9 protein-coding genes are annotated in these 13,385 nt (G+C 34.0%); 2 read left to right on the forward strand and 7 right to left on the reverse strand.

The window, feature by feature from the left end; all coding sequences use genetic code 11:
• Nucleotides 1-3: 3 nt before the first annotated feature.
• Nucleotides 4-825, forward strand: a complete 822-nt coding sequence (locus ACP6PK_RS00085; RefSeq protein ID WP_426556699.1) for a WcbI family polysaccharide biosynthesis putative acetyltransferase — start codon at nucleotides 4-6, stop codon at nucleotides 823-825.
• A 490-nt stretch (nucleotides 826-1,315) separates the two neighbouring features.
• Here the strand turns inward: ACP6PK_RS00085 and ACP6PK_RS00090 are convergent, their stop codons facing one another.
• From ACP6PK_RS00090 to ACP6PK_RS00115, 6 genes are all read right to left on the reverse strand, one after another.
• Nucleotides 1,316-2,029, reverse strand: a complete 714-nt coding sequence (locus ACP6PK_RS00090; protein ID WP_426556701.1) for a sulfotransferase domain-containing protein — start codon at nucleotides 2,027-2,029, stop codon at nucleotides 1,316-1,318.
• Between the two features lie 487 nt (nucleotides 2,030-2,516).
• A complete protein-coding gene (locus tag ACP6PK_RS00095) occupies nucleotides 2,517-3,296 on the reverse strand; it encodes a class I SAM-dependent methyltransferase (RefSeq protein ID WP_426556703.1) in 780 nt (259 codons plus the stop codon).
• A gap of 59 nt (nucleotides 3,297-3,355) precedes the next feature.
• Complete coding sequence (locus tag ACP6PK_RS00100) at nucleotides 3,356-3,988, reverse strand: sulfotransferase family 2 domain-containing protein (protein WP_094671215.1); 633 nt, start codon at nucleotides 3,986-3,988, stop codon at nucleotides 3,356-3,358.
• A gap of 24 nt (nucleotides 3,989-4,012) precedes the next feature.
• Nucleotides 4,013-7,174, reverse strand: a complete 3,162-nt coding sequence (locus ACP6PK_RS00105) for a tetratricopeptide repeat protein (protein WP_426556705.1) — start codon at nucleotides 7,172-7,174, stop codon at nucleotides 4,013-4,015.
• Nucleotides 7,175-8,313: 1,139 nt separating this feature from the next.
• Entirely contained in the window at nucleotides 8,314-9,063 is a 750-nt protein-coding gene (locus ACP6PK_RS00110) for a TspO/MBR family protein (protein WP_094671655.1), read from the reverse strand.
• 630 nt (nucleotides 9,064-9,693) lie between these two features.
• A complete protein-coding gene (locus tag ACP6PK_RS00115) occupies nucleotides 9,694-10,455 on the reverse strand; it encodes a PEP-CTERM sorting domain-containing protein (RefSeq protein WP_426556707.1) in 762 nt (253 codons plus the stop codon).
• A gap of 462 nt (nucleotides 10,456-10,917) precedes the next feature.
• Between ACP6PK_RS00115 and ACP6PK_RS00120 the strand changes: the two genes are divergently transcribed.
• Nucleotides 10,918-11,046, forward strand: coding sequence for a hypothetical protein (locus ACP6PK_RS00120; RefSeq protein ID WP_426556709.1), 129 nt, complete (start codon nucleotides 10,918-10,920; stop codon nucleotides 11,044-11,046).
• Between the two features lie 321 nt (nucleotides 11,047-11,367).
• Here the strand turns inward: ACP6PK_RS00120 and ACP6PK_RS00125 are convergent, their stop codons facing one another.
• Nucleotides 11,368-12,957, reverse strand: a complete 1,590-nt coding sequence (locus ACP6PK_RS00125) for a hypothetical protein (protein ID WP_426556711.1) — start codon at nucleotides 12,955-12,957, stop codon at nucleotides 11,368-11,370.
• Nucleotides 12,958-13,385 lie beyond the last annotated feature (428 nt).

Genomic DNA, 13,385 nt, shown 5'->3' on the forward strand with positions numbered 1-13,385 from the left:
ATTATGAAAAAAATAGGATACACTATATACAGTAATTATCAACGATGGATTGTTAATAAAAACCTGCAACTATCAAGTGACTTTTCTGCTAAATATCAGTATATAAAAATCCCTTTCAATTTTAAAGCAATTGCAGATAAAGAAATTATTGCTAGTGATATTTTAGAGCAATGTCAGCTTTTTATATATCAACCTACTCCTGAAAATAAGTATGGAGAACAAAGTAGTGAAGCAATCATCAAAAGATTACCTAAAAACTGTAGATGTATTTCATTGCCTTATATATATTTTAATGGTTATTGGCCTCAGCTAAATACATCTCTGCATCCAGAGTTTAGGCATGGAGATCAAAACCTTGCTAATTACTTTCAAAAGAATACTCCATTACAAACAGTAATAAAAGAAGTAAATGATGTTAATTTTTATGATAAACAATTCTTGATCGATCAAGTTTATTCTTCTTTAAAAACTTTAGAATCAAAAGAGCAAAGTACAGACATTAAACTCTCAAGTTTTATCAGAGATAATTATCAACGCCATTATCTTTTTCATATAGAAAGACATCCTTCTAATTTAATTGGCTTTGAAGTTTCAAAACAAATTTTATCACTTCTTGACATCTCCACGATTACAGAGCCAGCTTCTGAAGAATTACTTATAGCTCACCAAACTCCTATCTACTCTTCTGTAGCACATCATTTGGGTTTAACTTTTTTCAATCCAGATTTTCAATACAAAGTTAATTTCAGTTCTCAAAAGCTAAACTTCAATAAGTATATCAAAAAATCCTATAATAAGCTAAGGAAAGGTGATTGGAATTTCTAGTTGTAAGCATTCAGCTATTAGCCCTCAGCTATCAGCAATAATACCCTGTGCTTACAGCAGTTTTCATTTGGATAGACCACTGTAGGGAGGTTGCATGCAACCTCCCTACAGGGTTATAATTTCTTTAATGTGGTTCATTAACCTGAAAACTGCTTTCAATAGCGAATGGAATGGATTGGAAGGAAGCAATCTCGCGACACCCCTGAGATTGCTTCCTATCTTGGCTGCGGACTACTATTCAACCGGATTCTATATAAGTTGTAAAAAGGAATAATTGAATCAGTAAACTAGTTGATAAAATACTCTCAGCTAAAATATATTTAGCATTAAACAACTATCAAGTATTCCATTGTTTATATCCTATTTATAAGCATTCAGCTATTAGCGGTCAGTATCAGCAATAAGACTAGGAGAAAGCGCAGTTCCTCTACAGGAGGCAAGAGGCTAGCTGACGGCTGTTTGCCCAGCATTCCGCAGGAAATGCTTACACCTATTTATATCCTAATTTTATCAGAGTATCTCCAAATAACTCTATAAAACGCTTTTTATGTTTATCTTTAAAAAATTCTTCCCATTGATTTTTTTTTCCAGAACGCACATGAAGAGACTTTTTAACTTGACCAGAAAATATACTATTTTGGTACGCTATTTCCAAAATAGTTGAAATAAATCTTTCTGGAAAGCCTAGAAACGTAAATATTTGCTCGAATAATATAAGATTATTATCTTCAATCAAATTTTCATACTTGATTTCTATAAAATTACTGTTGTTATAATCCCACTTTCTAATATCGTTTATAGTGATTGCAGCAGTATGTTCCATTTCAAAAAAAATTTGCTCATCAATAGAGGAGTATGAATTAATTTTTTCTTGATATGTTAATCCACCAAATTCTTTTCTTTTGGTATGTAGCCATTTTTCATCTGCTTTTTGATGATAAAAACATCCTGATATTATTATGTCTCTTGGATCTCTGATTAGATGTAAACCCCGATATGGTGGTAATAAATCAAGTTTAAATCGGCTATGATCGTCAAAAAAAATGTCAAAGTTATTTTTTGGTAGACTATCCTGGGAGCCACCATAATAAACAAAATCAAGCTTTTTAGCAATTCTAAAAAAAACTTTTCGCATCCATACAGATCCAGTTTTATGGTGGGTTCCCACTAAAACTTTTCCATCGATAATTTGTTTATTTTCCATGTTTACAGTTATTTTAGTTATACAGGATATTTCAGGTAAATAATCTACGATGTGGAAATAGTAAAATTATTTTAGTGCGGGCATCTGCCCCGCTAAATATGTACTTTACGGGGAGTATAAATTGAGGAATTGCTGTATATAATAATGTGAAAATATAGCAATCCTAAATCATAAGGAAGAACTAAGAATGCTTTGATTACCTAGCCTAGAACAGAAGGCTTTTAAGCCTGAAAAAAAGTTAAATTTCCTGTAGGTATTCACCCTCTGGTTTACACAAACAATACCAACGGACATCATATTACTAATCATTTAAAAGAGTTAAGTAGAGCGTAGTAAATTTTGTGGGTTATGTATCAAATTGTAAATCACTCAAAATTCAGGTATATCAATTTTTTAAGGCATTTCAGGGCTAAATATGTAACCTCTTTTGTTTAGCTTGCTCTACTTAAATTTATGTTGTTCTAATAACAGCAGGGGAATTTAACAATTAATTTCCGGTTTTATGACTCCAAGAAACCACATTATAACCATACATTAAGACTATTTTACTTCCATACTTACCACTTCTCTTTTTTAGCCAATCTACAGTTAATTTAAAGTATTCTTGATAAAATGAAATAGTTGTAAATACTAATTTACCAGCACCAATCATAAAGGGAATAAGTTTTGGGGAATCTAATAAAAATAAACGGGCAATACCTTCAGATACTCCTGGCCAATTTTGGCTGAGATAGTCATCAACCATGACCAAACCTCCATTACAAATAAGTTGTTCTGCTACTTTAAAATCATTAATAGTGTGTTGTACTGTATGTCCCCCATCAATACTAAAAAAGCGAAATTTCCCCAAACTAGACTCTATATCCAATAAATCTTTAATTGACAATGTAATACTATCTTTTTCCATCACTTCTATACTTTCTGGTCGAGCAGCAAAAGAATTAAGATTTATTTTAAATTGTTCTAAATTACCCTTCCCAGATTTATCAATATTCAAACTTTGATTGTCAAAAATATCTATAGCTAAAGATGATTCATCTTCGGTAGTCAAATTATGCAACCCAATAAATAACTTTCCATGATGAATACCTATTTCACAAGCTCCTCCTTTAATTTGGCGAGCTTTTTGAACATCAGATATATACTTAAGAAAGGAAAATACATGATGATTACACCAACCTTGAACATTTTGAAAACCATTTTTCAAATATAAGTCCAATGCAGAATCTTGCTGAAAGTCTTCTAGTAAAGTATCTTTTTTACTCATAGTTTTATCAATTAACTTTTAGTAGTTGTTATTTGCATTCTCACCCAGCTTTAATTTTTTTAAAATTCATAATTAAAAAATTTTATATCGTCAGCATACTTATTAGCAACTATCATTTTGGCTTCTTCATCATAGTATTTCTGGTAATGAGAATGTTGTGTATTATTTTCGTTATTAAGAGTAATAAGTGGCAACCCTAATTTTCCACAAACATAAGCAAAGTCACGATCTAAATTTTCTTGTTTACCAGTAAAATTTATTAAATTACTACCTTTATCGTCAAATATGAATAAGGAACAAGACTTTTCATCTAAATATTTAGACTTTGCATAAGCACTAAAGTCTGGTAACTGACGAATTTTATCTGCTTTGCCTCCTTGACCCCAGTTTTTATACTTGTGAAACCAAAAGTAAGTTGACAATATTTTAGACCATGGATTTCTTGTAAAGGTGAACTTGAAATACTGATTCCATATATCTTCTCCAATGAAATTACGGATTTCCGGAGCAGTTGAATGTTTATAAATTTGATGTTTTTGTAGATACTCTTCTGAGAGTTTTTCGTACTTAGGTAAACATCCAAGAATTAGGTCTTTCTTTCCCAGATATGGAATCAACGCCTTAGTTATACTGGTACCTCCACACTTATTAATGTGGATAAATATGAATTTGTATTTGTGAGATATGATCATTTTGTATCAAAGCTATAGTAAACACTACATAGACAACAATTTCTTTTCAAAATTGCTAAATATACTCTTCCAATCATACTTATTTTTAACTAACTCAAGCCCGTTTAGACGCAGCTGATCTCTAAAATCTCCATCCCTACTCATTTTAACAACCCCATCAGCAAACTTCTGTGGGTCATCCCCGATCGCAATATCAACCTCCTCTGTAACTAATAAACCTTCACATCCCAGACTGGTAGATATAACAGGTAATCCCATTGCCATAGAATGCAATACTTTTAACCTAGTTCCACTTCCGAGTCGTAATGGTACGACGCTCATCATACAGTCTTTTGCTACCTCGCTCATATCTTTCGGACTAGCAACTACCTCAATACGAGGATCTTTTGCTAATTCCTGTATTTGTTTTCCTGGATCGCGGCCTGCAACACAGAAAACTAATTCAGGGTCTTGTTCCCAAATTTTGGGTAATATCTCCTCAACAAAAAACATTACTCCATCTATATTCGGATAGTATGCTAAATTCCCCATAAATAGCATTTTTCTTGCCTGAGTATTATTGACAGGAGTAATGCCAATAGTATCAGTTCCATTTTCAACTACCAATGTTTTGGCTGTTGGGCAACGCTCCTCCAGTTGTTTCCTGTCAGACTCACTAACTAAAGTTACTAAATCAAACTTAGGCCAGTTTCGCTTTTCATAGTCCTGTAATAACTTAGCTTCTTTATCTGCATCTAAAAAAGCTTTGACAGCATCCACATCTGCTGCTATTTCTTCTAAATTAGAAGTTTCTTTAGAAGCTAGGGCGCATTGTTGCAAAAGATTAGACTCTATATTGTGTTCTTGTAAGACAGTATAAGTATCTGCAAATAAATCTACATAAGATGCCAGATAAATAAAATCAAATAAGACAACATCAAAATCAATTATTCTGAGTTCCTCTAAAATTTTTCTCATATTCCAAGTATGCCAGCGATATATTTGTTTGGGATCGTTGGGGTTTCTAGCACTATAGGGAGCGCCTAACATAGTCATAATTGCGCGATCGCAATAATTTGCTAATTCTGTTTCAATGGCATAATCTTCTTCTGAAAAAATAAAGGAAACAACTACTAAATGATGACGACTTCCCAAATATTTTATCTCTTCAAACATCCGCATTGGTGCCCCAGAATTAGGAGGATAAGGAGGGTAAGATGTTACCATCAGGATTTTCAAAGACTGACCATCTTCTATTTTACTTTTTCTGGGATGGGAAAAGTCTTGACAGAAATCTTTAATAGAATCAATACGCTCTTTTTCCTTTAAAGCTGCCTCTAAATTATGATTAAATCCAGCAAAGTTTGACTCAAGTTCTATAGCTTTACGGTAAGCATTTATCGCTTCATCAAAATCTAGGGTACTTTTCAAAATATCACCCAAGCCATTATAATACCAACAATAATCTGGTCTAATTTCAATAGCTTTCCGGTAACATTCTATAGCTTGGAAAAAATTTTCTTGAGCTTTTAAAGCATTGCCCATTTCAAAATAAATTTCCGCATAATCTGGTTGAATTTGCAAAGCCATTTGATAGAAAACAATAGCATTATCTATGCGATTTTGTTCTACTAAAGCTTTACCTAATTCCAGGTATACTGCTGGATTTTCCGGAAAGTCTTGTAATTTTTTATAATGGTCTTGTAAAGCTAAATCATTATCTGCTTTTTCTTTTCTACTTAAAGCAAAATTGTATAATTTAGAAAGATGCGGATGTTCAATTTGCAAATCAATAGCAATTTCACAAGCATGAATACCAGATTTTATATGATTTTCTTCAACTAGAAATTGAGCTAATTCTAAATATATATCGGAATTATTAGGTTCTATTTTTTTAAGGCAATTCAAACTTTCTATATCTTCTGGATTCAGAAAGATTGCTTGACGGTAGAAATCAATAGCTCTATCTGAGTCAAACTCAATTCTTGTAACTAAAGTTGTTGCTAATTCTTTATAAGTATCTGGTGAATTAGGCTGAAGTTTAAGTGCATTTTTATAGAAAGTAACTGCCTCATCAAATTGATGATTAGCTAATAAAGAATTTGCCAAAGCATGGTGAAATAAACTCTCTTGAGGAGCTAGCTCAGTAGCTTCAGTATAGGTAGCGATCGCCTCCTCTAATTTACCTTTTTCCTGTAAAAGTTTACCTAATTCATAATAAGAATTGGTATAACCAGGATTAACTTCAATAGCCTGACGATATGCAGCGATCGCTTCATCTAGTTTACCCTGTTTTCTCAATTCATCTCCTTGCTTGTGGGGAGTTAGCCAAGGCTCGTTATCTATATTTTTTTGCTCGACTAGACCATTGTTTTCATTGCCTTTTTGTTTAAGCTTTTCCTGCAACAAACCAGCCAACTTCTCTTCTATTTCAACCCACCCAGACTTTAACTCTAAGACCTTCTTATAAACCTCAATTGTTTCATCCTTGTCCTCCAACTCGAACAAAACATTTCCTAATTTATAATAACCCCAAGTAAAATCAGGATTCAATTCAACAGTTCGACGATAAGCACTAAGCGCCTCTTGCCACTTTTCTAACTTAACTAAAACATCTCCCAAATTATTATAAGACCAACAAAAATCTGACTTTAATTCTATAGATTTATTATAAGCATAAACCGCTGCTTCTAACTCTTCTTTATCCTGCAACAAATCACCTAATTTATGATGCACCTCCCATAATTCTGGTTGAATCTCAACCGCTTTTGTATACACCTTTATTGCCTCTTCTTTCTCTCCCTTTTCGACTAAAGCATCACCTTGTAAATGGTAATTATTTGCTGAATTTGAGTCTTCTTTAATTGTTTTATTAGCAGCAATTTTTTCTACATCTGACTTCCCTTGTATAGTTAATATTTTCCCGAACTGACTTGCCTTTTTTAACTTCTCATTAGCCTCTTGATGCTGCTGAAGATGATTTTCTGCATCTACCAAATACTGTTTTACCTCTTCCAAGTCTGGATCTAACTTAATTGCTTTTTGGTAAGCAGCGATCGCCTCCTCCCATTCTCCCTTTTTTGCTAAAGCTTTTCCTAAGTCGAAAAAAATCCTTGCTTGCTTTTCCTGCTTAATATTCATTTTTAGCTGTCGATGATTTTTTGGTTGTGTAGTTGAGGAAAAAATTGTTGGAGTTGTTTGTTTCATCTCTACCTCTTTTCTGAAAATTGACCTAAGATTTATGTGACTAGATGGAATAGTTTTATCCCCCAAAACCCCCCTTGCAAAGCTATGCTTTATCAACATTTTTCTTCACATAAAATGTAGACATTATAGACAAGTTATGTGTAAGTTTTGAAGCTGCTTTTTCTGGATAAAAATTTATTGAAAAATACATTTTTTTGAGAACTGGAGACAAAATTCTGACTCCCCACCCTCCCCACAAGGTTTTCAGGAGTTCCTTATAAGGGATATAGCAATCCTAAATAGGTTGTGATAAATTAAAAAGTAAATAAAAAATTTGAAACTCTTACCTGTTGCCTGTTGCCTAAAAAGCAGTAAGATTTTTGCCACGAATATGCGGAGGATTGCTATAGTTTGCAAAGGCTTACTCAGGAATTCAGCCTTATGTCATAACGTTATTAAAAAGGTATAATTATATCAGATTATTTCTCTAGAAACTGTCTATATTTGTTCAATTCTTTAGTTTCATTTTTCAAGGATTGAGCTGCTTTTTTAAATAGTACATAACTCATATTACTATGTCCGGAAAGTTACAAATACAACCTAAATTTACAGATAATTAACTATTATATAACTACATCTGTTTTAATTTCAGCCTGATATTTTCCTAATACTTCAATCAAATCTTTAATCCGGATAGGTTTACTTAAATAATCATTTCTTCGGGCACCAAAATATAAATGCCTATTCTTGAATAATAAATTTATCTAATAGACCTAGGCGTGAAAAAGATCTAGATTTTTTGCAGGGGTAGGGAACAGGGAACACTTAACTGGGAACAGGTAAGATATTTTTACGAAAAAGGCAGTAAAAAGGATTTTTTCTGGTGACTTTTTCTTTCTTTAGCTAATATAACTAAAAGGTTTATTTATTTTCCGGAGATGTTTAATTTAAAAAAATATTTGTACTGAATTTCAGCTTCAATTTTAAGTTTTCAGGGTTTGGAGACCAAACCCCTACAATACTATTTTTTGGCGTTGGTAAATCAAAAGATAAAACTTTAAGAATAATCTGTTTCTGATATCTCTAAATATTTAACCAGACTAAGTGAGGGGTATCATCCCTAGTAGAACATCATCCTATCAATTACCAACGCCTATTTTTTAGTTAACTGTTAATTTCAATGGATATAATGGCTCTTTACCGTTCAATTGCCAAATCCTAAATACTAATACAACAGCTACAGTTAACCACACACAAGAAGGAGCTAAAATCATTCCAGCTATAGGATTAGTTTGCCAGTAAAATATAGTAACTATTAAGGCAGATAACCAAGGACCTAAAATAACAACTGGAACAGCAGCTCCTAATCTCCGTTCGACAGTAAAAATAGTATTCCAAGTATCTCCTAAAGCAAGATGTACTGCAAAAGCTATTAAAGGAAGCACTAAAAATTGTTGGTTCATTTGCTGCCAAATTAATAGAGAAGAAATTACTCGTAAAACTGCAATTGTCATCCAAACTATGGGAAAAGCTAAAGGTGGAGGTGCCCATTTTGGTCTGACAATACTATCATAAGTTCTGCTGGTACGGGTATTGTCTAATGGCGAAAAAATTCGGGAACGAATACTCAATAATGTGAAAAATAGTCCGGCAAATACTGTGCTTAACCAATTGGGAAAGGAGGAGTAATTATCAACTAAAATTACTAATTTTTCCATTCCCCAAAAAGCTAGAATAATTATTCCTATTTGCAGGATAGTTCCTAATTTATAAATTGAAAGTGCTTTTAAATCTAGCTCTTTTGTAGAAATTGTTTGTTTGTCTAGATACTGGTTTGTATCTTCAGTTTTCACCCCCATTACTGTATTAACAATCTGTTCGACTGTTCCACTATCATTTGATTGAGTCATAATTACAATACTCAGAAAATTATCAATTTACATAATAACCTTTATTAAGTCAAAATTCAAAATCAAAAGTCAAAAGTAATATCATGTACCTCCTCCGGGGGAGCTGCGCTAAGGGTAGAACAGTTATAATTAGTTTCGTAGTATTGCTCTAGTCTGAGAAATTTAAGGGGCTAGAGCAATACTACAAACAACAACAAAAAAGCAATCTCACAAACCTTGAGATTGCTTTCCTTTAGTCGCAATGACAACTGTTTAACTGGATGTGATCTAATATCAAATTGCCTTGCAATGGAAGTGTTATAAGAAACCGGGTTTGTAGGAAGTTAATGCTAGTATTGCATGGCATTTGATACAAACCCGGTTTCTCTGCTTTTTTATACCGATACTAATGAACATGATATAATACCACTATTTAGCAAGTTTGCTTTCCTATTTCTCTAATCATTCTGAAATCATTCAGAAGATATGTTCATCATTATTCGATTAATGTAGTTAACCCTGATAAGTGCTGTGGAGTTGAAGTTGAATTGAATAACAGATTAGAGATAGAAGCGATAGAAGTTCCCTAATATTGGGAGAATGGAATGCTAATGTTTGCATCATTTGGGTGGTAAAAATGAGAGTCAATTACTATTTTTTGCGCTTTAATGCACCCATTCCAGTTCCCAATAAACCCAGACTTAGAAGACTCATTGTTGCAGGTTCAGGAATACTCTCACCCTCACTCAAAATACCGCTTCCTTCTTCTAGTGCAACTAGGTCAATGTTGATATCACCGTCGAATCTCTGACCGGTTTTGGTATCTTCGAGCCAAAACCAGTGAGAGAAGCCTTCGTTTATATTCTTGCCACTAGCTCCAAGACCCATTTGACCTTTGTTTGTTTCACTCATGTCTGTTAGGAAAAATGTATCTGTAGAATTATTATTACCATACCATTCTCCTATTTCAGTTAATAAAGACTTACTACTGTCAATTGTGTAATAACTCCAATCATTAATATCTACAACGCTGTAAGGGTCATTCCGATTCAATTCTTGTTTAGGTGCAAGATTTGGAGCGATGGCTCGTCCTTCTTGTAAATTTCCCAGGGAGTTGAACCAAACATCTACTGCGAATTTTTTATTCCCTGCACCAATGTTACCGATTAAATTAATTGTGCCATCGTCGTACTCATTGAAGAAAGCATCACCCTCGAAATCAAAATCAGAGTCCAGGTCAGGTATCCAAAAGGCATGATTATGGTCAGCACTATGATATTCGTCTGAAACAGCTTCTGATGCTTGCCAAGTGTTTACAATATTGGCTGCTGCTGCTTCTTTTGCCTGACCTAATGTACCTAAAGCGATGGAACCTAAAACGAATGCGCTAGTTAAGAATTTAGTTGTTTTCATTTGTTGTCTGTGTATGTTTGTTTTTTGTCTCATTAACCCTAATATAATCGACCTAGATAGGCTAATGGGTAAAGAAACGGTAAAGATTTGCACGAATTTGATGAAGCTTGCAGAAATAACAGTTTAACCATTGCTATGTTTGACTTTCATCGCTTTATAGGAAAGCAGATTTGTTATTTACTCCGTATATGCAACCACAAATAATCGTTTTTCTGAGGAAATAATAGCTTGATTTTGGTTAATTTATTGTCACATTGATATTTGATGGCCACAAGGAGAATAGGTAAATATTCCTGCTATTATTATCTCGAATCCGGCTAAAATAGGAGCTTTATTATAGTGGTAAAGTATAAGAAATAAAAGTTTTACAAGCAAAAATAAAAAGTGTGTTTTATCGGCGGATTTGGCATTTAAAAAAAGCTTTTATCAATCTTAAATCCCAAAAATCAGTAGCTAAAATCTGTGTTATCACTTACGTTATTTCTGGTAGAAACATATCAACTCAGTGCGATCGCTGACTTATTTCTGGAGGTAGTGCAACAAAGTGGAAGAGGCGATCGTAAATTCTCGGAAATTGCTGGATATTTATAGACATTTCTTACCGAAGTCCGCAGCGACTCTAACGCAGTGGAAGCAAGCAATATCAAGGGTTTAGGAGATTTATTCTCTTTGGTCGCAATGACAATTTGATTTAGTGGACTTCCATTGGGGCGGGGGCGGGTTTATATCATTTCAGGTTGATATCATTAATTTGAAAGTGGACTTCCATTGGGGCGGGGGCGGGTTTATATCATCTCAGGTTGATATCATTAATTTGAAAGATGAACCCGCCCCTACTATTGCCAAATTTCAAGCGTGTCACACCACTACTGGACTATAAATTTAACTTATGACTTATGACTTCTGACTTCCTCAACGTGGCCAAGAAATTCCAGCACTAGCAGCAAGATAACGAGCTACTGCACCTGCTCCATAACGGTTAAGATGACTGGGGTCGAAGAAATATTTATTTTTGGCTAGTTGGGGTTGATATAAATTAAAATTCAGGAATGTAAAACCATTTTCCCTCGCCCGACGTTGCATCCACTGATGAAATTCTTCTTCTGCAGACCAACGTACAGAGTCTAAATAACTATCAGATAGAGGTAAATTAACAAAGACTAAAGGAATATTTCGAGATTTAGTAAAATTAACAACAGAATTTAATGCTGTCGCCTGAGTACCTCCAAGATAAAAACCAGCATAGTCCCCATCGTAAATTCCTGCTACATAAGGTTTTCTTTGATAATAATAGGAAGGGTTAAACTGCCCATCTACTGCTAGAAACCCATTTGCGTCAATGGCATCAGCAGCATTGGCGATCGCTACTGTTTGTACGGGTTGAGTTGAGTATTGGGTATTGGGGGTTGAGTTTGAGGAAGTTTGCTTTATGGGTTTATAGGAATATTTTGTATAGTTATTTGGTTGAATAGTGCTATAATTAACTTCTGTTGTCTCCCCAGGAAAGTTGGGAGTAGGTGAAAAGATATTCAAAGGTTGGGGAAACTGATAACAGGTAGAAGCAAAGTTAGACTGAGCGGGAGGTAACTGGGGGCGAACTCCAGAAAGTAGTAGTCTTTTTCCCTCAGAAGCAACAATAGAATTATAAGTTCGATCTACTCGCCCACTATTAAATGCTCGTACTCCATCTGCCCAGATAATTAATTTTGGCAGTTGGTTAGAATTTAAAAGTTGTCGTAGTTGAAAGTCTACTACTTGAGCAGTAGCACCGTTAATACCAAAGTTAAAAATATTTAACCGAGGATAACCTTTAGCCATCAAATATTGTTGTAGTTGTTGGGGGGCAACCCCATATAAAGCACGGGAACTCCCAACAATTAATACATCTGGCGTACCGACAGTGGCAACGTAAGACAGATAAAGTTCTAATTGGGTATCTAGAATATTACTATTGAAAGAAACGGGGTTAAACTGAGAGGGAGCAGAAGCAGCTTGTTGTTGAGAATAAGCTAGGTTTCTCATATACTCAACAACCTTTCTTTCGGCAAAAGCACGTCTGGGGTTTCCTGGCGGTACTGCTTGCATCCAAGCTACTGCTTGTACCCACTCTTGTGCTACTCTATCCCACTGTTGTTTAGTTCTCGCAGACTGAGCTAAGTTTGCGGCTTTTGTAGCAAACCTAACTGCTTGACTAAAAGGGTCAATACTAGCACATTGAGTAGAATTGGAATTTTGAGAAACAAGAGAAATTTGGGAGTTATTTTCTTTGCTGGAAGTTAGCTCGCAATTATTAATTGAGATATAATTTTTCTCTAAGTTGGGAGATATTTTGCTTTGAAACTTTTGAGTGGGTATACATCCAGCAGTTAGAGTAAGTAAACTTATGGTTACTGTAAAACGTTGCAGCAAATTAGACTTCCATTTACTACTGTTAAATTTATTTTCTATATTTTCTTGCCACCTATATTCAGGAGTGGCATCGGATGAATGGGTTTTAGTCACCGAGACTCCCCTCCAAATCTACATATAATATTTGTGGTAGATTATAGTACCTTTCACTACGGACTAACCACTTAAGAAGTCAGAAGTCAGAAGTTAGAAGTCAGAAGTTAAAATTTGTTACTCAATAGACATCTCTAAAAATCAAAAATAAAATCAATTATTATCCATAAATTTTCAATTACTTCTCACTGTTGCCTGTTATATGTTCCCTGTTCCCTCTTTTCTGAAAATGTCGAATATTTATTACCGAATAATTAATAATTAAATAATTCAGCTTTATTAGAATTCAGCTTTATTAGCCTCCCCTTTCAAAGGGAAAAAAAGTGCTAGGATACTTCCTTCTATTCAATTCCGTTACAGTTTTCTTTGAGGTAATTATCAATTATCAATTATCCATTATCAATTATCCATTATCAATTATCCATTAT

Source organism: Dapis hubbardiae BLCC-M172 (assembly GCF_050016015.1).
Lineage (GTDB): Bacteria > Cyanobacteriota > Cyanobacteriia > Cyanobacteriales > Microcoleaceae > Trichodesmium.

Coding starts and splice junctions, on each gene's coding strand:
- ACP6PK_RS00085 (WP_426556699.1), top strand. CDS start 4: ATGAAAAAAATAGGATACACTATATACAGTAATTATCAACGATGGATT.
- ACP6PK_RS00090 (WP_426556701.1), bottom strand. CDS start 2,029: ATGGAAAATAAACAAATTATCGATGGAAAAGTTTTAGTGGGAACCCAC.
- ACP6PK_RS00095 (WP_426556703.1), bottom strand. CDS start 3,296: ATGAGTAAAAAAGATACTTTACTAGAAGACTTTCAGCAAGATTCTGCA.
- ACP6PK_RS00100 (WP_094671215.1), bottom strand. CDS start 3,988: ATGATCATATCTCACAAATACAAATTCATATTTATCCACATTAATAAG.
- ACP6PK_RS00105 (WP_426556705.1), bottom strand. CDS start 7,174: ATGAAACAAACAACTCCAACAATTTTTTCCTCAACTACACAACCAAAA.
- ACP6PK_RS00110 (WP_094671655.1), bottom strand. CDS start 9,063: ATGACTCAATCAAATGATAGTGGAACAGTCGAACAGATTGTTAATACA.
- ACP6PK_RS00115 (WP_426556707.1), bottom strand. CDS start 10,455: ATGAAAACAACTAAATTCTTAACTAGCGCATTCGTTTTAGGTTCCATC.